This window comes from Mesorhizobium sp. BR1-1-13 (assembly GCF_020165515.1).
GTDB lineage: Bacteria > Pseudomonadota > Alphaproteobacteria > Rhizobiales > Rhizobiaceae > Mesorhizobium.
Genome location: NZ_JAIUIH010000001.1, coordinates 450301 through 468923 on the forward strand (window position 1 = coordinate 450301; position 18623 = coordinate 468923).

Consider the following 18623-nt stretch of genomic DNA (forward strand, 5'->3'; position numbering starts at 1 on the left):
AGTTCGATTCGAGGAAGGGAGGCTCTTCATGCCGCGTCTTTTCACCGCCCTCGAAATTCCGCGTGACGCCGCCCTTTCGCTGTCCCTGCTCAGGGGCGGCCTGCCCGGGGCCCGATGGATCGACGTCGAGAACTATCATTTGACGCTACGCTTCATCGGCGATGTCGAAGGCCATGTCGCCGACGAAATCGCCAACGCGCTCGACCGCGTCCACCGCCCCTCCTTCCCGCTGACGCTGTCGGGCGTCGGCGCTTTCGGCCAGAAGAAACCGCATGCCGTATGGGCCGGGGTCTCTGCCTCGCCGGACCTCGCGGCGCTTCAGGCTGAAATCGAGCGCATCTGCCAGCGGCTCGGCATTCCGGCCGATCCGCGCAAGTTCATGCCGCATGTCACACTGGCGCGCCTGCGCAATTCGAGCCCGCTGGACGTCGCCCAATATCTTTCGGCGCGCGGCAATTTTTCGACATTGCCGTTCCGCATCAGCCGGTTCGTCTTGATGTCGTCGCGCGATTCGGTCGGCGGCGGCCCCTACATCGTCGAGGAAGCCTGGCCGCTGTCGGGCGCCGATACGCGCGCGGCAAGCCGGGTCGCCAGCGCCTCCGACGCTTCGCGGATCATGCGGTAGACCTCGGCGAAGGCTTCCTCGCCGTGGTGATAGGGATCCGGCACGTCGCGGCCCTTTCCCTGCGCAAATTCCAGGAAGAGGTGGATGCGGTCGCGCACGGCGGCGGGCGCCAGCGTCTTCAGGTCGGCGACGTTCGATCTGTCCATGCCGAAGATCAGGTCGAAACGCGAGAAATCCTCGGGCATGATCTTGCGTGCCCGCAGTTCCGATATGTCGATGCCGTGGGCCGACGCGATGGCGATCGAACGCCGATCGGGGGCGGAGCCCGCCTCCCAGTCGCTGGTTGCGGCCGAATCGAGCACTATGTCCTGGCCCAGTCCACGTTCCGTCAGCACGGAACGAAGCACGCCTTCCGCCAGCGGCGAGCGGCAGATGTTGCCCAGGCAGACGAACAGAATGGATTTTATGGGCTTCGTGCTCATCGATCCGGCGCTATGGTGAAGGTCATCTTCGAAATAGCACAGGAACCGGACATGACGAGAGAGAAACTTGGCAGGGAAGCCATCATCGCAGCGCTGACAGACCTCGAAGGCTGGTCGCTGGCTGCGGATGGCGCTTCCATCAAACGGACGTTCACCTTCAGAAATTTCTCCGAAGCCTTCGCCTTCATGACCCGCGTCGCGCTTGCTGCCGAGAAGATGGACCATCATCCCGACTGGTCCAATGTCTACAAAACCGTCGACGTGACGCTGAACACCCACGATGCCGGCGGCGTCACGGCGCTCGACATCGAGTTGGCGAAGAAAATGAACCGCTTTGTTGGCTAGGGTGGTTGGGCGACGCAGTGCAACGTCCCTAGACTTTGGCTCGACGCGGTCAAGACTGATTCCGATTTTCAGCCCAGCGATCCGCCAAGCTCTTGCAGCAAGCGTCGGGTTTCACCACATTTTGCCCCGCGACCAGGCGCAGGCAAGCGCATGAGCCCGCAAGGAGAAATTGATGGCGCAAAAATCCGGTTTTGATTTCTTCGGCTTTGGCGACAGGCTGGGCGGTGAGGGCGAGGTGCGCGAGAAATTCTGGCGCACCGCCAAGAAGGCCGCGCGGCAGATCCCGTTCATGGAAGATGTCGTCGCGGCCTATTACTGCGCCATGGACAAGAACACGCCGCTGCGCGCGAAAGGCATCCTGGTGGCGGCACTCGGCTATTTCGTCCTGCCGGTGGATATGGTCCCCGACTTCGTCCTCGGCCTCGGCTTCACCGATGATATCGCCGTGCTCACCGCAGCGATCACCGCCGTCAGCGCCCATATCACGCCGGCGCACCGGCAAGCCGCGAAAGACGCCATATCAGACAGGGGCTGAGCCCTGACACCGCCTTCGCGCGCTCTGGACACCAGCGTTCAGAGGGCTTGTGGAAAAGTCAAACTCTTGCCGCTTTCGTGCCCTCCAAGTCGCCGAAGGGACATCGCGCCAGCCGCTTCAAAGGCGGCGGCGCGAAGACGGCGGCGGTTTCCTGGGGTGAGCGTCCTTTTCTCAGAGGTATTCACCGTTTGGTAACCCAGATTAAATCAAAATGAAGCGACGGCAGGACGCCACGCGGCCCGCCTCCGCACCATTTGGAATACGGGAAAAACGATGCGCGGATTGATTGCTACAGTTTCGAGCCTGGTCCTGGTGGCCTTCGCAGCGCCGGCGATGGCGCAGCAGGCGACCAAGATCGGCCAGCACAATGCCTGGGGCACCTACAGCTACCAGGCATCGGGCGGCAAGGTTTGCTACGTCCTCACCGTGCCGACCGACAAGCAGCCGCCGACACTCGACCATGGCGACATGTTCTTCTTCGTCAGCCAGCGGCCCGGCCAGCAGGTGTCCTACGAGCCGCAATTCATCGCCGGCTACACCTTCCAGGAAAACTCCAAGGCCACCGTCACCATCGACAAGAAGACGTTTTCGATGTTCACGCGCGGCAAGTCGGCCTGGGTCGAGAACGCCGCCGAGGAGCCGGTGCTGATCGCCGCCATGAAATCCGGCACCGACATGAAGGTGCAGGCCAAGTCCGGCCGCGGCAACACCACTTCCTACGTCTTCTCGCTGAAAGGCATCTCGGCGGCGCTGTCGTCGATCGCCAACTGCAAATAATCGAAATTTCGCTTTGAACAGAGAGGCCGGACCCTTGAGTCCGGCCTCTGTTTTTCACGCCGGACCTGGTTCCGGCGCCGCCTCCGCCCTGCGCCGGCGGATGGCTTCCGCGATGAAGACGCGCGACAGCGCATGATAGAGCGGCTCGCGCGAGATCATGCGCGCCGTGCCGTAACCCAGCATCGAGGCCAGCATCAGCGCGATGACATTGTCGTGATTGCCGGTCATCTCCAGGATGATGACGAAGGCCGTCATCGGCGCCTGCACGACGCCGGCGAAATAACCGGCCATGCCGAGCAGCGCGGCCGCACCCGTGCTGGCGCCGAAGACGAGGCCGAGCGAGCTGCCGATGCCGGCGCCGACCGAAAGCGAAGGCGCAAAGATGCCGCCCGGAATGCCCGAGACCATCGACAGCAGCCCGGCAAGGAACTTCTCGGCGAAGAAGAACCAGGGCAGCGGCGTGCCTTCAACGGCGCCCCGCGCCTGCGCGTAGCCGGTGCCGAAGGTCAAGCCGCCCGAGGCGATGCCGATCGCGGCGACGCCGAGCCCACAGATGGCGGCGACCAGCAGGACGCGCCGCAAGGGCTGCCCCGTGTTCCAGCGCCGGATCCGGCGCGTCGCCTTCAGCGCCAGGAGCGAGAACAGCGCGCCGAAGCCGCCGCCGATGATCCCGCAGGCAATGACAAGCGGCCACTCGACGGCAAACGAGATCGTCTCCTTCGAGACGCCGAAATAGGTGTAGTTGCCAAGCAGGCCGAGCGAGGCGATGCCGGCCAGGATCACCGCCGTCAGCACCAGCCCGTTGGTCCGCGCTTCGTAGGTGCGGCCCATTTCCTCGATGGCGAAGACAATGCCGGCGAGCGGCGTGTTGAAGGCGGCTGCGATGCCGGCGGCGGAGCCGGCCAGGATCAGGCCGCGCGCCTGCGCCATGCCGCCCCAGCGTGCCGCCTGCAGCATCAGCGACGCGCCGACCTGCACGGTCGGTCCCTCGCGGCCGATCGAAGCGCCGCAGAACAGGCCGACCAGGGTGAGCGCGATCTTGCCCGCCACCAGCTTCAGCGACAGGATATGGCCGCGGTCGTCATCGTCGCGCAGATGCCGCGCGGCGATCGCCTGCGGAATGCCGCTGCCTTGCGAGCCCGGAAAGAAGGCTTGCGCCAGCCAGGCGCACAGCACGAAGCCGAGCGGCGTGATCGCCAAAGGCAGGTAGAAGCGCCAGCCGCCGTCATCGCCGGTCATGGCATGGAACAGCGCCTGCGCTTTGTCGGCCAGCACCGCGAACATAACGCTGATCATGCCGATGCAGACCGCGCCGGCCCAGAACACCAGCCGCGGCTGCCACACCCGCCGCGAGCCCCACATCGCGCGCGAACGCCGCAGCAAGGGGTATTTTCGCGATGTGCCGGCCATGTCTGTCCTCTCGACGGAAACCCAGCCCTAACACAGGCATGGGCTCGATCAAGCATTCGCATCGAACGTGGATTGGACGACGGACGTGGACCAAATGTCCATGGCGGCGGTTCGGGACCATTAACAAGGAACCATGAGCTATGCCCGGTTCGCCGCAACGATCCCGATCGTTTTCCGATCGGCCTCCGGGGACAAGGCTCGAATAGACTCCCGCCGACCTCCGAGCCGGCGGGAACATCGATCGATGGCCGGCCTCACATGGCCATTTTTTCGCATTCCGCCTGAGCCTTCTTGGTCGACGTGTCGATCATGAAGGCTTTGCCCTTGGCGTCGGTCATCATCATCATGCAGTGCTTGATCGGCTTTGCCATCTTCATCATCTCGGCACTCATTTTCGCGTCCGGCGTCATGGTGCCCATATGCCCGTCCGGCATGATTGCCGTGACTTGCCCTGCTTTCATCATGGTCATCGTGCCCATCGCGTCTTCGGCAAATGCCTGCGAGGCGAAAAGGCCGACGAAGCCGGCAATGACGGCGAGCTTGATAGAGTTCATGCTGCATACTCCCATTTGTCGGGGCATGGTTGCCCCATTCAGGGGGTTCGAACACGCGGTGAGAACCGTTACTTCAACACGATCAAGTGATCCGTTTTCAGTCGAAAAACACGGGACCGCAGGTCTGACCGGGCAGCGCATCTGTCAATTGGTCGGCACACGGATCGCCTCGCCATCGCATGACTCCGCCGCCAAGCTGTGCTATGGGCCGCGCTTCATATCGGGCCGATGGATGAAATCGGCCGCAAACCGCTTATATCAGTGCGACCATGACCCTTTCATTCGACCTCACCGCCGAAGGCGCCCGTGACGCGTTGCGCGCCCGCGCCGTGCCGGCCGAAAAACCGTCGCTGATCGGCCTGACGCGCGCCGAGCTCGGCGAGGCCCTCATTGCTTCCGGCATCGTGCCGGAGCGTCAGGCAAAAATGCGTGCACAGCAGCTCTGGCACTGGATGTATGTGCGCGGCGTCTCCGATTTCGCCGGCATGTTCAATATCTCCAAGGATCTTCGCGCCGAACTCGACAAGCATTTCACCGTGGCGCGGCCCGAGATCGTCGAGGAACAGATCTCCGCCGACGGCACGCGCAAATGGCTGTTCCGCTTTCCGCCGCGCGGCGCCGGCCGCCCTGTCGAGATCGAGACCGTCTACATTCCCGAGGAAGGCCGCGGCACGCTCTGCATCTCCTCACAGGTCGGCTGCACGCTGACCTGCTCCTTCTGCCACACGGGCACCCAGAAACTGGTCCGCAACCTGACGGCCGAGGAAATCCTCGCCCAGTTGCTCACCGCGCGCGACCGGCTCGGCGACTTCCCCGACCGCGACACGCCCGACGGCGCCATCGTGCCGGCCGAGGGCCGCAAAGTGTCCAACATCGTCATGATGGGCATGGGCGAGCCGCTCTACAATTTCGAGGCGGTCAAGAAAGCGCTGCTGATCGCTTCAGACGGGGATGGTCTTTCGCTCTCCAAGCGCCGCATTACCCTGTCGACCTCCGGCGTGGTGCCGGAGATTTTCCGCACCGGCGAGGAGATCGGCGTCATGCTGGCGATCTCGCTGCACGCCACCAATGACGATCTGCGCGACCTGCTTGTGCCGATCAACAAGAAATATCCGCTCAAGGAGCTGATCGCCGCCTGCCGCGCCTATCCCGGCCTGTCGAACGCCAGGCGCATCACCTTCGAATATGTGATGCTGAAGGACGTCAACGATTCCCTCGACGATGCCAAGGCGCTGGTCAAGCTGCTCAGGGGCATTCCGGCCAAGATCAACCTGATCCCGTTCAACCCCTGGCCAGGCACCAACTACCAGTGCTCGGACTGGGAGACGATCGAGAAATTCGCCGACTACATAAACAATGCCGGTTATGCCTCGCCGATCCGCACGCCGCGCGGCCGCGACATCCTCGCCGCCTGCGGCCAGCTCAAGTCGGAATCGGAGCGCATGCGCAAGGTCGACCGGCTGGCGCTGGAAGCCATGATGATCGCAGGGCACGGCGAGGCGTGAGGCGTCTCGTCGCCGGGCTCAAGCGCTTCGTCATCATAGCAGTCGGCTATATCGCCGCCGTGCTGACCTCGATCCTGGTGCCTGTGCTGCTGATCGCTCTTCTGGAAGGGCTCGAATATGGCAACTGGTCCATCGTTTTCGCGTTCGACTGGCTGGTTTCCTTCCCGCTCGCGGTAGTGACCGTGGCGGTCTGCGCGCTGTTGATCGTCGGCCCCGCGATCTTCATGGCCGAACGCTTGTCGCTTCGGGGGTGGTTCTACTTCGCGGCCACGGGCGCGATCACGTCCATCGCGTTCGGGGTTCTGATCCCGGGCTCGGCCGGAGGGTTCGTTTTCAATCCGGGCTTTCTCGGCTTCCTGGCCACCGCCGGCATTGCCGCCGGTTCGGTTTACTGGTTTCTGGCCGGGCGCAAGTCCGGTCATCTCATGCGCCGGGATCAGCAATGACCCGTCTCGTCGCCTATATCGTGCGCCTTGCCGTCATCCTGTTCGGCTATGCCGTCGCCGCGCTGGCAGCGAGCGCGTTCCTCAATGTCCTGTTCCTGGCCTCGCTCGGCTATACGCCGGCGCATGCGGAGCCGGCGGCGACCGCCTCGCTCTATTTCTCGATCCCCTTCGTCGCGCTGTTTGCCGCCTATTTCGCCTTCATGCCGGCGGCCCTCGCGATCCTGATCGCCGAAATCCTCGGCCGACGCGATTGGCTGTTCTATGCGCTGGCCGGTGCGATCGTCGCCGCCGTCTTCCTCGGCTTCGCCGACCAGATGGGCGATACGCCATTCGCCGTCACCGAGCCGCGCGCCATGGCCGCTGTCATCGGCGGCGGCATGGTCGGCGGCATCTTCTATTGGCTCAGCGCCGGGCGCTGGGCCGGAAGCTGGTGGAAAGCCGAACCGTGACCCCGAACCGAGCGCCCGCGTAAGCGGGGAGCTTTGCTGACCTCCGGTTCGGAAGAGATCAGCAGCGAACAGCAAAATCCTACTTCGCCTGGGCAGTCAGGATTTTGAGCGCGAACGCGGAAAACACGCCGGCGAAGAGATAGTCGACCACCCGCGTCACGCGCGGGCTGGCCTTCATCGCCGCCGAGAATTTCTCCGCCGCCAGCACCATCGGGGTCGTCACCGGGGTCGACAGCACCACGAACATGGCGCCGAGGAAGAACAGCTTTCCCGGCGCGTGCGGATCATGCGCCGAGACGAATTGCGGCAGGAAGGTCATGAAGAACAGGATGATCTTCGGGTTGAGCAGGTTGACGCCCAGTCCCACCATCCAGCTCCGGAACAGCGAGATTTGTGGGCCCGTCTTCTTCTCCGGCGAGAAGGCCGAACCCTTGGTGATCGCCTGCCAGGCCAGGAAGACGAGATAGCCGGCGCCGAAGATCTTCAGTACGAAGAAGGCCATCGGCGAGGCGACGATCAGCGCCGAGACGCCGACCACCACCAGCGTGGTGTGGATCAGCGTGCCGCACAGCGCCCCCGCCATCGAGGCGAAGCCGGCGGCGCGGCCCTGGCTAAGCGTGCGCGAGACGAACAGCGTCATGTCCGGTCCCGGCGTGATCGCCAGGATGACCGTGGCGATGGCGAACTGGATCAGCGTAGCGGTGTCGGGAATGAAGGACATGGGCGGTCCGTTGGCTCTAAAGACGCTGCTATAACGAATGGCTACTGTGGTTGCCAGCGGCTGTGCGACGGAAAGAATGATCCAGCTGTCCCGGATGCCTGTTTCTCCGCGCCTTGCCGCGTTCATCCCCTTGCGGTGACCGGAAACGGCGTGATACCTCGCCGGCCGAGAACTCTTGTCGCGGAACCGCCAAATGTCGAAAACGAAAGACGTCAAGAAGGTCGTGCTCGCCTATTCCGGCGGCCTCGACACATCCATCATCCTGAAATGGCTGCAGACCGAGCTCGGCGCCGAGGTCGTGACCTTCACGGCCGACCTCGGCCAGGGCGGCGAATTGGAGCCGGCGCGCCGCAAGGCCGAGTTGATGGGCATCAAGGACATCCGCGTCGTCGACGTGCGCGAGGAATTCGTCGCCGACTTCGTCTTCCCGATGTTTCGCGCCAACGCCGTCTATGAGGGCACCTATCTGCTCGGCACCTCGATCGCCCGGCCGTTGATCTCCAAGCATCTCGTCGAGATCGCCAAGGAGACCGGCGCCGACGCCATCGCTCACGGCGCCACCGGCAAGGGCAATGACCAGGTACGGTTCGAGCTTTCGGCCTATGCGCTCAATCCCGACATCAAAGTTATCGCGCCCTGGCGCGACTGGTCGTTCAAGTCGCGCACCGACCTCATCAACTTCGCCGAGCAGCACCAGATCCCGGTGCCGAAGGACAAGAAGGGCGACGCGCCGTTCTCGGTCGACGCCAATCTCCTGCACTCGTCCTCCGAGGGCAAGGTGCTCGAGGACCCGTGGAGCGAGCCGCCGGAATTCGTCCATCAGCGCACCGTCTCGCCGATGGACGCGCCGGACAAGGTCACCGAGATCGAGATCGAATTCCTGAGGGGCGATCCGATCGCGCTCGACGGCAAGAAACTGTCGCCGGCGACGATGCTGGCGGCACTCAACGACCTCGGCCGCGACAACGGCATCGGCCGGCTCGACCTCGTCGAGAACCGCTTCGTCGGCATGAAGTCGCGCGGCGTCTACGAGACCCCCGGCGGCACCATCCTTATCGCTGCCCACCGAGCCATCGAATCTATCACGCTCGACAGGGGAGCTGCCCACCTCAAGGACGAGTTCATGCCGCGCTACGCCGAACTCATCTACAATGGCTTCTGGTTCGCGCCCGAGCGGCTGATGCTGCAGGCGATGATCGACAAGAGCCAGGAGGATGTCGAAGGCACGGTGCGTCTGAAGCTCTACAAGGGCAATGTCATCGTTACCGGCCGTAAGTCGAAGAAGACGCTCTATTCCGACGCGCTGGTGACCTTCGAGGACGACCGCGGCGCCTACGATCAGAAGGACGCCGCCGGCTTCATCCGCCTCAATGCGCTGAGGCTGCGCACACTGGCCGCACGCAACCGCCGGGACTGACCACTCTCCCAGTCAGCGAACAGGAAACCCGGCGTCGCGGCCGGGCTTTCTGCTGAAAAGCAATTCCAGGAAAGTGTGTACAGTTTTCCCGGGAAAGCGCGCAGCGCTTTCCCTATTGCGGTTCGCCGTTTCCGTGAAACGGTGAACTGCCCTGACGATTACTCGCCATCGATTGCGGTGGCGATACGGGCGATGGCCTGTTGATAGACACTCGCCGAGTTCCAGCCGGCAATTGCACCCATATTCGACTGAGCGCTCGCGCCGGCCTGCCAACCATGCGCCTTGAGGAAGTTGGCCGTGGATGCCAGCGCGGTGCTCTTGTCGCGCAGGTTTCCGCTGCCCACCCCATATTTCAGGACATTTCCGGGCAGGAACTGCGTGTGGCCGATCTCGCCATGCATGGCCCCGACCGACGAGGCGGTCAACGTTCCGCGATCGACCAGCTTCAGGGCCGCAATGGCATGCGGCTGAAAGTAGTCCGGGCGGCGGCAGTCATAGGCAAGCGTCAAAATGGCGGACACCGTGTTCTGATTGCCCATGGAGGCGCCGAAGCCCGTCTCCATGCCCCAGATGGCAAGCAGCACGCCCGGCGAGACGCCGTAGGTCCGTTCGATCTTGTCGAACAGTGCCGCATTCGATTTCTTCAGCGCCCGGCCCCTGGAAATGATCGCCGCCCCGCCGCGGCGCTTCATGAAGGCTTCCACCGAGCCGCTGAAAGCCTTGTGGATGGCGCGGTCCGCGGAAATGGTCCTGGTCGCGTAGGTCGCGCCGGCCAGGGCGGCCAGTCCTCTCGAACCCACGCCCTCGGCCCTGGCCTCCGCTGCGAAGTCCTGCTTCCAGGCATCGAAGCCGGCTCCGGTCTTGCCACAGCTGGCCGCCGCCTGTGCGCCCGTCGCCAGCGCAAGCATCGCCACCACAGTGGCCGCTGCAAACATCTTACCCTTGGCAAGAAATGCCATGTTGTTCTCTCCTGGTTGCCTGAATCACGTCCCGGCCGGAATTTGCCAGTGAAACGCGCACTTGTCACTGTCGCGCGCGCAAGCTGGCCAATGGAAGGGAATTTGCCTACGATCAAGCAAATATTGTGGCAAGAACCACCCATGGCCTGACGATCCTTGCGCCATGTTGCTCAATGACGTCACAGTCGGGAACGACGTCTGTCGGCCGGCGTTTTGCACGACGCGCCTTCCCCCTGTTCCCTGGTCCGAGACCGAGATGAAACTCTTCGACTGTCCTCATTGCGGCCATCGTCTCTATTTCGAGAACGCCCGGTGCCTGAACTGCTCCAGTGCCGTGCTCTACGATCCGCAGCGCGCCCGCTTTGCCCTGTCCGGTGCCGACGGCGGCTCCCCATGCGCCAACGCCGACGAATGCGCCTGCAACTGGATGGCCGAGCCGGGACAGCCCTTCTGCCGCGCCTGCGCGCTCAACCAGCTGATCCCCGACCTCTCCGTCGACGGCAACCGCCGCCGCTGGATACGCGTCGAGGCCGCGAAGAAGCGCGCGGTCTATTCGCTGCTGGCTTTCGGACTGCCGGTGACGCCCAAGCAGAACCCCGCCGACGAGGCCGGCCTTGCCTTCGACTTCCTTGCCGATCCGATCGGCGGCGGGCCGGGCGGCGAGCGCATCCTGACCGGCCACGACAATGGCCTGATCACCCTCAACGTCGCCGAAGCCGACTCCGCCGAGCGCGAAAGGCGGCGCGTTGAGATGGGCGAGAATTATCGCACCTTGCTCGGCCATTTTCGCCACGAGCTCGGCCACTACTACTGGGACCGGCTGATCCGCGACAATCCGCAAAGGCTTGACGCCTTCCGCGCGCTGTTCGGCGACGAGCGCACCGGCTACGAGCAGGCATTGAAGAACCACTATGCCAATGGTGCCCCACCCGACTGGCAGCAACGCCACATCTCGCCCTATGCCACCTCCCATCCCTGGGAGGATTGGGCCGAAAGCTGGGCCCACCACCTGCACATCACCGACACGCTGGAAATGGTCCATGCGCTGAACTTCCCGCTCGGCCGGCTGGAGACGGTGGAAGCCAACGAATTGCCCCAGGGCGACACCGGGGGCATGCTGCAACCAGCGCCGTCCGAGCCGACACCCGCTCCCGAACCGTTCGAAAAGATTCTGTCGCGCTGGCTGGTGCTGTCGGAAGCCTCCAATTCCATCAATCGCTGCATGGGCCTGCCCGACCTCTACCCCTTCGTCATCTCGGATGTCGCCGCGCGCAAACTGGCCTTCGTTCACGACCTTCTGACCGGCCCGCCGCAAGAAACGGGAACAAATCGTGAGTTGGCTTCAACATTTTAGCTGGAACGCATGCGCCGCTCTCCCGTTTTCGCTGCCGAGGGACCATGAAACGGAGAGAAAACATGAAATCCGTATTGTTTCCCGCGGTCGCCGGGATGCTCACGCTCTTCTCGGGCGCCGCCATGGCCGACACCCCCGTCTCCGCAATCACCGATCTCAACGTCCGCGCCGGCCCAGGCCCGCAATATCCTGTCATCGGCGTGCTCGCCGCCGGCCAGTCGGCTACGCTCAATGGCTGTATCGAAAACAGCAAATGGTGCACCATCGCCGAAGCCGGTGGCCAGGGCTGGGTCTATTCGGACTATGTGACGGCTGATTTCGGCGGCAACCGGGTCGTGTTGACGCGACGTCCGCTCGGCTCCAGCGTCGCCGTCGTGTCGCCGCCCGAGGGCTATTCCACCGACTACACCGGCTCGATCATCGCCGGCGAGCCGGTCGAGGACGCTATCCCGCAGCCTCCCGCCGAAGTCAGGACCTATGTCGACACGCATCGCGTCGACCCTGTCTATCTTGAGGGCGAGGTGGTCACCGGGGCCGTATTGCCCGAGAGCGTCGAGTTGCGCGAGATTCCCGATTACGACTACCGCTATGTCTATGTGAACGGCCAGCCGGCGCTGATCGACCCGCAGACGCGGCGCATCGTGTATGTGGTGCGTTGAGGCGGATAGCACACGAGTTTAATATCGGAGCATGCCTTTCGCCTGCCGACAGGCAGGCGAGGGCGGCTCGAATGTGCCGAAGGCTGGCGGGGCGTACCGAACAGGAATGATTGCGCAGAACCGCCCGATCCCATAGATCATGCGACGCGAAGCACCAGCTTGCGAGAGAGCGTGATATCGGACCCTGCCGCCTTCGAGCATTATCGAAACACAGCCAACGAAAAGACGACCCTGCCGCGCCTGCTTCTCGGGACCGGGATCGTCGTCCTGTTCTGGGCCGCAACGACGGTGGTCGTGCTGCTGGGCGGCACCTACGCCTTTTTCGCCTGGCGGACAGCGCAAGGCGGGGCTGCGCCAGCCGGCGGCATGCAGGGCTTCCTTGCGTCGCCCATAGGCATTCTCACTGCGCTCGCGTCTTTCGCCGGCATCTGGATCGGCTTGTGGATCGCCATGCGCTGGGTGCATGGCGAGAAGCTGTCGGCGCTCCTCGGCAACAGCCGCCGCATTTCGCGCTCGGGCTTCGTCAAGGGATTGGTCGCGGTGTTGGTCACGTCGCTTGTATCCGAGGTCCTGCTCTACCTGATGCAGCCCGAGATCGCGCGCGGCTCGATCGCCCTGTCGTCCTGGCTGCTGTTCCTCATCCCGATCCTCGCGCTCACTTTTCTGCAGACGTCGTCGGAAGAGGTGCTGTTCCGCGGCTACCTGCTGCGCGGTCTGGCGTACCGCTTCAAGAGCCCGTTGATCTGGGCGCTGCTGCCGGGCCTGCTGTTCACCTCGCTCCACTGGAGCCCGAGCTCCTCGGCGGCCATTAACGCCTCCGTACTGGTCTCGATCGCCGCTTTTGCACTGCTTCTGACGCTTGTCGTTTATGCCACCGGCAATCTCGGCGCGGCCCTTGGCGCCCATCTCGGCAACAATCTGACCGGCTTCCTGCTGATCTCGCATCAGGAAAGCTACAACTCCTTCGCCCTGTTTACCGCCAGACCTCTCGAAGGGCCGGGCTGGGCGACATCGGATGCGGTCCTCATCGCCATGATCGGCATCGCCTGCAGCCTGCTGACGATACTGCTGCTCTTACACCCGCGCTCGCCGCTGAGGGTCTCGGCCGAACCTGCAGACGGAACGAAGGCGACCTGATTGCTGCGCAGGGAGACCGGCGGATCCTTGTCTTGACTCCGCGGCCGTTTTCATGTCTACAGCCCCGAATTCCGCGACGAGTATCCCTCCGAGCAAGCCGACCAGGACGCCGAAGCCTCTTTGAGGCCAAGTGCTGTAAACAGATCCTGGAGGCCAACACCCGGCAGCGCTGTGCGCCCCCGGGTGCTTTTTGGTTTTGGCTTTTGCTTGCCACGAGACTTGGACACTTGGCGCGAACGCATTACCTCTCGGGCACCATCCGGTTGCCAGGGAAAAGGAAACAGAATGTTTGAATCACTTCAGGAGCGCCTTGGCTCCATCCTGAACGGCCTGACCGGCCGCGGCGCGCTGTCGGAGGCGGATGTCTCGGCGGCGCTCCGCGAGGTGCGCCGTGCGCTGCTCGAGGCCGACGTGGCGCTGGAAGTGGTGCGCTCCTTCACCGACAAGGTGCGCGAGAAGGCGGTCGGCGCGGCGGTGCTGAAGTCGATCAAGCCCGGCCAGATGGTCGTCAAGATCGTGCATGACGAGCTGGTCGACATGCTCGGCGCCGAAGGCGTCGCCGTCGACCTCAACGCACCGGCGCCCGTCGTCGTCATGATGGTCGGCCTGCAGGGTTCCGGCAAGACGACGACCTCGGCCAAGATCGCCAAGCGGCTCACCGAGCGTCAGAACAAGAAGGTCCTGATGGCCTCGCTCGACACGCGGCGCCCCGCCGCGCAGGAGCAGTTGCGCCAGCTCGGCGAGCAGGTTAAGGTGGCGACGCTGCCTGTCGTCGCCGGCCAGAACCCGGTCGATATCGCCAAGCGCGCCGTGCAGGCAGCCAGGCTCGGCGGCCACGACGTGGTCATCCTCGACACTGCCGGCCGCACCCATATCGACGAGCCGCTGATGGTCGAGATGGCCGACATCAAGAAGGTGTCGGGCCCGCACGAGATCCTGCTGGTGGCCGATTCCTTGACCGGCCAGGACGCCGTCAACCTGGCCAAGAGCTTCGACGAGCGCGTCGGTATCACCGGGCTGGTGCTGACCCGCATGGACGGCGACGGCCGTGGCGGCGCCGCGCTCTCGATGCGCGCCGTCACCGGCAAGCCGATCAAGCTGATCGGCACCGGCGAGAAGATGGACGGGCTGGAGGAATTTCACCCAAAGCGCATCGCCGACCGCATTCTCGGCATGGGCGACATCGTTTCGCTTGTCGAAAAAGCCGCCGAGAACATCGACGCCGAGCAGGCGGCGGCGATGGCCAAAAAGATGCAGTCGGGCAAGTTCGACCTGAACGACCTCGCCCAGCAGCTGCAGCAGATGTCGAAAATGGGCGGCATGGGCGGCATCATGGGCATGATGCCCGGCATGGGCAAGATGAAGGACCAGATGGCCGCCGCCGGGCTCGACGACAAGATGTTCGGCCGCCAGCTCGCCATCATCTCCTCGATGACCAAGGCCGAGCGCGCCAACCCCGACATTCTCAAGCACTCGCGCAAGAAGCGCATCGCCGCTGGCTCCGGCACCGATGCCGCCGAGATCAACAAGCTGTTGAAGATGCATCGCGGCATGGCCGACATGATGAAGGCGATGGGCGGCAAGGGCAAAGGGGGCGGCCTGATGCGCGGCATGATGGGCGGACTCGCCTCCAAGATGGGCCTCGGCGGTATGATGCCCGGTGGCATGGGCGGCATGCCTGACCTCTCCAAGATGGATCCCAAGCAGCTTGAAGCCTTGCAGAAGCAGGCGCAGGCCGCCGGCCTCGGCGGCATGAAGGGCCTACCCGGCGGACTTCCCGGCGGCGGCCTGCCAGGCCTGCCCGGCGGCATGAAACTTCCGGGGCTTCCCGGCCTCGGCGGAGGCGGACTGCCGGGCCTTGGCAAGAAGAAGTGAGAATACGGATGAACGAGGAAAAGGACATGGCGGACGCCCGCACCATCCTGGCAGGCTACCGTGCTTCGATCGACAACATCGATGCCGCCCTCATCCACATGCTGGCCGAGCGCTTCCGCTGCACCAAGGCGGTCGGCCTGCTCAAGGCCGAGCATGGCTTGCCGCCGGCCGACCCGGCCCGCGAACAGCAGCAGATCGCCCGTCTTCGCCAGCTGGCGGATGATGCGCATCTCGACCCGGATTTCGCGGAGAAATTCCTCAATTTCGTCGTCCGCGAAGTGATCCGCCACCACGAACAGATCGCCGCTGCCAACGGCGTGACGAAAACCGGCTGAAGACAGAGATTTAGCCGCAACCTATCAACGAGATCAGAGCTTTAGGAGATAAGAAATGGCACTGAAGATCAGACTGGCCCGCGCGGGCTCGAAGAAGCGTCCCTACTACCACGTCGTCGTCGCCGACGCGCGCTCGCCGCGCGACGGCCGTTTCATCGAGTCGCTCGGCTCGTGGAACCCGCTGCTGCCGAAGGACGGCGAGCGCGTCAAGGTTGACGCCGAGCGCGTCAAGCACTGGCTTTCGCACGGCGCCCAGCCGACCGACCGCGTGCTGCGCTTCCTCGACGAGGCCGGCCTCGCCAAGCGCGACGCCCGTTCCAACCCGAAGAAGGCCGAGCCCGGAAAGAAGGCGCAGGAGCGCGCCGCGCTTCTGAAGAAGGCGCAGGACGACGCCGCTGCCGCCGTCGCGGCGGCCGCGGCCGCACCGGCCGAGGCAGAGCCCGCCACGGCCGAGTAATCGATCATCGATCGGCGTTTTCGAAACGGCGGGCTAAGGGCCCGCCGTTTGCTATCTCGAATTCATTCGACGGATGCTGCCTCTCAATACCCGCTCGGGCAGCGATCGATATAGACACGGCCGCGGCTATCGCGATAACGGCAGCGGCCCGGTTCGCTGGCCCGCCCGATCAGCGCGCCGGCCACGGCACCGACCGCGCCGCCAACCACGGCGCCCTGGACGGGATCGCCCGCCACCGCCGCACCAACCGCTGCTCCGCCCAGGCCGCCGACGGCCGCGCCTTTTTCCGTCTGCGAACAGGCGCCAAGCGCTGCCGTCAGCACCAGAATGGTCATGATTTTCTTCATTGTCGTTCCTCTCTCACGGGGATCGCCGTCCTCGCCGCCATGTTCTTAACTCCCAGGCGGCCAATTTGATCCCTAGACATTGAAGGCCGGCGCTTCGCCGCGCCTGCCAAGGCCATACCGATCTCCGGCAAGCATGTGAAATCGTTGATGTTCTCACGCCGTAGCGCAGTTCTTTCGCCGATTCGTCCGTGCCGCGCCGGCGCGGCTATCGGCGCGCTTCGGTCGCGTATATGAAGAGCCGGCGGGCGTGGCCCGTCAGACAAGAGCAGGCGACATGGCCGGAGAGACAGATCTGAAGGCATTGCTGGCGTCGATGAAGCCGGAATTGATTGCCGGCATCCATGTCTTCGTCACGCTGCCGGCGGGCGTATCGGTTCCGGAAGGGCTCGAAGCGGTCATGTTGTTTCGCGAACGCGAAGGCACGACATTGATCCTGCTCGAAGACGAGGCGCAGGCAGCCGGGCTGGAAGCCGCTTTCCGTTGCCGCATGATAACGCTGAACATCCATTCGTCGCTGGAAGCCGTCGGCTTCCTCGCCGCCATCACCGCGCGCCTTGCTGCCGCGGGCATCGGCGTCAATCCCGTCTCCGGCTTCTATCACGACCACCTGTTCGTGCCGGCCGGCCGGGCCGAGGAAGCACTGCATCTGCTGCGGGAACTGGCCAAGGACAGCGCCGGCTGAAACGGCGGCGGCTGCACTCCGTCCAGCACCCCTCAACAGTCTCGGCGCAACGCGCCGATCCACCTTCTCCCGCAAGGGAGAAGGGAGAAGCGCCCCGGCCGAAGGCCGAGCCCGCGACTGCGGGCCGCCGGTTGTCCGACGCCCGCGCGGAGGGTGAGCCGCGCAAGCGGCGGTGCGGCCCGTGAGCGACAGCCAAACAGCCGTCAGGCCGCCTTCTTCTTCGGCTGGATCAGGCCACGCTCGACCAGCAGTTCGGCGATCTGCACGGCGTTGAGGGCGGCGCCCTTGCGCAGATTGTCGGAAACGATCCACATCGACAGGCCGTTGTCGATGGTCGAATCCTCGCGGATTCGCGAGATGAAGGTGGCGTCCTCGCCGGCCGATTCCAGCGGCGTGATGTAGCCGCCGTCCTCGCGCTTGTCCAAGACCTGGCAGCCCGGCGCCTCGCGCAGGATGTCCCGCGCCTCGTCGGCGGTGATCGGCTTTTCGAATTCGATGTTGACCGCTTCCGAATGGCCGATGAACACCGGCACGCGCACGCAGGTCGCCGTCAGCTTGATCTTGGGATCGAGCATCTTCTTGGTCTCGGCGACCATCTTCCACTCTTCCTTGGTGAAGCCGTCGTCGAGGAAGACGTCGATATGCGGGATCACGTTGAAGGCGATGCGCTTGGTGAACTTCTTGACGTCGACCTGGTCGGCGACGAACACGGCGCGTGTCTGCGTGAACAGCTCGTCCATGCCTTCCTTGCCTGCGCCCGACACCGACTGATAGGTGGCCACGACGATGCGCTTGATGGTGGCCGCGTCATGCAGCGGCTTCAGCGCCACGACAAGCTGCGCCGTCGAGCAGTTCGGGTTGGCGATGATGTTCTTGCGGGTGAACAGCGAGATCGCGTCCGGGTTCACTTCCGGCACGATCAGCGGCACGTCGGCGTCGTAGCGGAAGGCCGAGGAATTGTCGATGACGACGCAGCCCTGCTTGCCGATCTTGGGCGACCATTCCTTCGAGACATTGCCGCCGGCCGACATGATGCAGATGTCGGTGTCGGAAAAGTCGTAGGTGTCGAGCGCCCGGACCTTCAGCGTGCGGTCGCCGAACGACACTTCCGTGCCCTGGCTGCGCCGCGAGGCAAGCGCCACCACTTCGCTGACCGGAAAACCGCGCTCTTCCAGTATGTTGAGCATTTCGCGGCCCACATTGCCCGTGGCGCCAACTACCGCAACCTTGAAACTCATAAAGATCTCCTATCCCTCTCCGCTTGGTTGTTGGAGAAACCCGCCGGCCAGGTGCGGGTTCCGTCCCCCGGGCCGAACCCGGGAGAGGGTGGTCAGGCCAAGGGAATCACACCGTTTTGGTGGTGGTTTTGGCCGTTATATTGCTGGAACGGGGGGACGCGCCGAGACGCCCGGCCCAATGATGCTCATTGAGGCTGGGGGCGTCGAATGCAAGAAGAGCCATCAAAAGGCCGCGCATCGAAAAACGATCCCGTTCGAAGCGGGCTTTTACGCGGTTTGCGGCAGGAGTCAATTGCGATGAGGGGCGGCGTGCCCTTCTCTCGTCGTGACGAAGGCGGAGCCGCTTGCCCTGTACAAGAGCGGCGCCAGCAAGT

22 protein-coding genes are annotated in these 18623 nt (G+C 64.1%); 15 read left to right on the forward strand and 7 right to left on the reverse strand.

The genetic code is table 11. The features are described from left to right. Positions 1-28 precede the first annotated feature (28 nt). Complete coding sequence (thpR, locus tag LB533_RS02280) at positions 29-625, forward strand: RNA 2',3'-cyclic phosphodiesterase (protein ID WP_140550611.1); 597 nt, start codon at positions 29-31, stop codon at positions 623-625. Here thpR and LB533_RS02285 read toward each other — a convergent pair. Beyond that, on the reverse strand, positions 529-1047 hold the full coding sequence (locus LB533_RS02285; protein ID WP_140643489.1) for a low molecular weight protein-tyrosine-phosphatase: 519 nt from the start codon (positions 1045-1047) through the stop codon (positions 529-531). The two genes, thpR and LB533_RS02285, sit on opposite strands and share 97 nt — an antisense overlap. 51 nt (positions 1048-1098) lie before the next feature. On the opposite strand from LB533_RS02285, the gene LB533_RS02290 reads away from it, so the two are divergent. The 3 genes from LB533_RS02290 to LB533_RS02300 all read left to right on the forward strand — a co-directional run bounded on the left by LB533_RS02290 (position 1099) and on the right by LB533_RS02300 (position 2704). Continuing rightward, positions 1099-1392, forward strand: coding sequence for a 4a-hydroxytetrahydrobiopterin dehydratase (locus LB533_RS02290; protein ID WP_140643491.1), 294 nt, complete (start codon positions 1099-1101; stop codon positions 1390-1392). A 172-nt stretch (positions 1393-1564) separates the two neighbouring features. Next, positions 1565-1927, forward strand: a complete 363-nt coding sequence (locus LB533_RS02295) for a YkvA family protein (protein WP_140550608.1) — start codon at positions 1565-1567, stop codon at positions 1925-1927. A 273-nt stretch (positions 1928-2200) separates the two neighbouring features. Further along, on the forward strand, positions 2201-2704 hold the full coding sequence (locus LB533_RS02300) for an invasion associated locus B family protein (protein WP_140492199.1): 504 nt from the start codon (positions 2201-2203) through the stop codon (positions 2702-2704). A 54-nt stretch (positions 2705-2758) separates the two neighbouring features. Here LB533_RS02300 and LB533_RS02305 read toward each other — a convergent pair whose 3' ends face one another. After that, on the reverse strand, positions 2759-4114 hold the full coding sequence (locus LB533_RS02305; protein ID WP_224556328.1) for a chloride channel protein: 1356 nt from the start codon (positions 4112-4114) through the stop codon (positions 2759-2761). 254 nt (positions 4115-4368) lie between these two features. After that, positions 4369-4668: a hypothetical protein gene (locus LB533_RS02310; protein ID WP_140639565.1), complete on the reverse strand. Its 300-nt coding sequence runs from the start codon at positions 4666-4668 to the stop codon at positions 4369-4371. A 269-nt stretch (positions 4669-4937) separates the two neighbouring features. On the opposite strand from LB533_RS02310, the gene rlmN reads away from it, so the two are divergent. The 3 genes from rlmN to LB533_RS02325 are packed head-to-tail and all read left to right on the forward strand — an operon-like array spanning position 4938 to position 7068. Next, entirely contained in the window at positions 4938-6173 is a 1236-nt protein-coding gene (gene rlmN / locus LB533_RS02315) for a 23S rRNA (adenine(2503)-C(2))-methyltransferase RlmN (RefSeq protein ID WP_140639564.1), read from the forward strand. After that, complete coding sequence (locus tag LB533_RS02320; protein WP_140639563.1) at positions 6170-6619, forward strand: hypothetical protein; 450 nt, start codon at positions 6170-6172, stop codon at positions 6617-6619. Before rlmN ends, LB533_RS02320 begins: the two co-directional genes overlap by 4 nt. Beyond that, a complete protein-coding gene (locus LB533_RS02325; RefSeq protein WP_140550603.1) occupies positions 6616-7068 on the forward strand; it encodes a hypothetical protein in 453 nt (150 codons plus the stop codon). Before LB533_RS02320 ends, LB533_RS02325 begins: the two co-directional genes overlap by 4 nt. Before the next feature lie 79 nt (positions 7069-7147). Here the strand turns inward: LB533_RS02325 and LB533_RS02330 are convergent, their stop codons facing one another. Beyond that, the gene (locus LB533_RS02330; protein ID WP_140492181.1) at positions 7148-7789 is read right to left on the reverse strand and encodes a LysE family translocator; all 642 of its coding nucleotides are present in this window, start codon (positions 7787-7789) and stop codon (positions 7148-7150) included. A 193-nt stretch (positions 7790-7982) separates the two neighbouring features. Between LB533_RS02330 and LB533_RS02335 the strand changes: the two genes are divergently transcribed. After that, on the forward strand, positions 7983-9206 hold the full coding sequence (locus tag LB533_RS02335; RefSeq protein ID WP_140639561.1) for an argininosuccinate synthase: 1224 nt from the start codon (positions 7983-7985) through the stop codon (positions 9204-9206). A 158-nt stretch (positions 9207-9364) separates the two neighbouring features. On the opposite strand, the gene LB533_RS02340 is transcribed toward LB533_RS02335, so the two are convergent. Next, positions 9365-10165 (reverse strand): lytic transglycosylase domain-containing protein, encoded by an 801-nt coding sequence (locus LB533_RS02340; RefSeq protein WP_140514033.1) that lies wholly within the window; start codon positions 10163-10165, stop codon positions 9365-9367. A 256-nt stretch (positions 10166-10421) separates the two neighbouring features. On the opposite strand from LB533_RS02340, the gene LB533_RS02345 reads away from it, so the two are divergent. The 6 genes from LB533_RS02345 to rpsP all read left to right on the forward strand — a co-directional run bounded on the left by LB533_RS02345 (position 10422) and on the right by rpsP (position 15982). Beyond that, positions 10422-11519, forward strand: coding sequence for a putative zinc-binding metallopeptidase (locus LB533_RS02345; protein WP_140639560.1), 1098 nt, complete (start codon positions 10422-10424; stop codon positions 11517-11519). A 62-nt stretch (positions 11520-11581) separates the two neighbouring features. Further along, the gene (locus LB533_RS02350) at positions 11582-12178 is read left to right on the forward strand and encodes a DUF1236 domain-containing protein (RefSeq protein WP_140559212.1); all 597 of its coding nucleotides are present in this window, start codon (positions 11582-11584) and stop codon (positions 12176-12178) included. Positions 12179-12349: 171 nt separating this feature from the next. After that, complete coding sequence (locus LB533_RS02355; protein ID WP_140639559.1) at positions 12350-13315, forward strand: CPBP family intramembrane glutamic endopeptidase; 966 nt, start codon at positions 12350-12352, stop codon at positions 13313-13315. A 285-nt stretch (positions 13316-13600) separates the two neighbouring features. Beyond that, entirely contained in the window at positions 13601-15190 is a 1590-nt protein-coding gene (gene ffh / locus LB533_RS02360; protein ID WP_140639558.1) for a signal recognition particle protein, read from the forward strand. 8 nt (positions 15191-15198) lie between these two features. After that, entirely contained in the window at positions 15199-15525 is a 327-nt protein-coding gene (locus LB533_RS02365; RefSeq protein WP_140492160.1) for a chorismate mutase, read from the forward strand. Between the two features lie 55 nt (positions 15526-15580). Beyond that, on the forward strand, positions 15581-15982 hold the full coding sequence (gene rpsP / locus LB533_RS02370) for a 30S ribosomal protein S16 (protein ID WP_140492156.1): 402 nt from the start codon (positions 15581-15583) through the stop codon (positions 15980-15982). A gap of 83 nt (positions 15983-16065) precedes the next feature. On the opposite strand, the gene LB533_RS02375 is transcribed toward rpsP, so the two are convergent. Continuing rightward, positions 16066-16329 (reverse strand): YMGG-like glycine zipper-containing protein, encoded by a 264-nt coding sequence (locus LB533_RS02375; RefSeq protein WP_140639557.1) that lies wholly within the window; start codon positions 16327-16329, stop codon positions 16066-16068. Positions 16330-16603: 274 nt separating this feature from the next. On the opposite strand from LB533_RS02375, the gene LB533_RS02380 reads away from it, so the two are divergent. After that, positions 16604-17011 (forward strand): ACT domain-containing protein, encoded by a 408-nt coding sequence (locus LB533_RS02380; protein ID WP_224676550.1) that lies wholly within the window; start codon positions 16604-16606, stop codon positions 17009-17011. Positions 17012-17214: 203 nt separating this feature from the next. Here LB533_RS02380 and LB533_RS02385 read toward each other — a convergent pair whose 3' ends face one another. Further along, the gene (locus LB533_RS02385; RefSeq protein ID WP_140550592.1) at positions 17215-18249 is read right to left on the reverse strand and encodes an aspartate-semialdehyde dehydrogenase; all 1035 of its coding nucleotides are present in this window, start codon (positions 18247-18249) and stop codon (positions 17215-17217) included. Positions 18250-18623 lie beyond the last annotated feature (374 nt).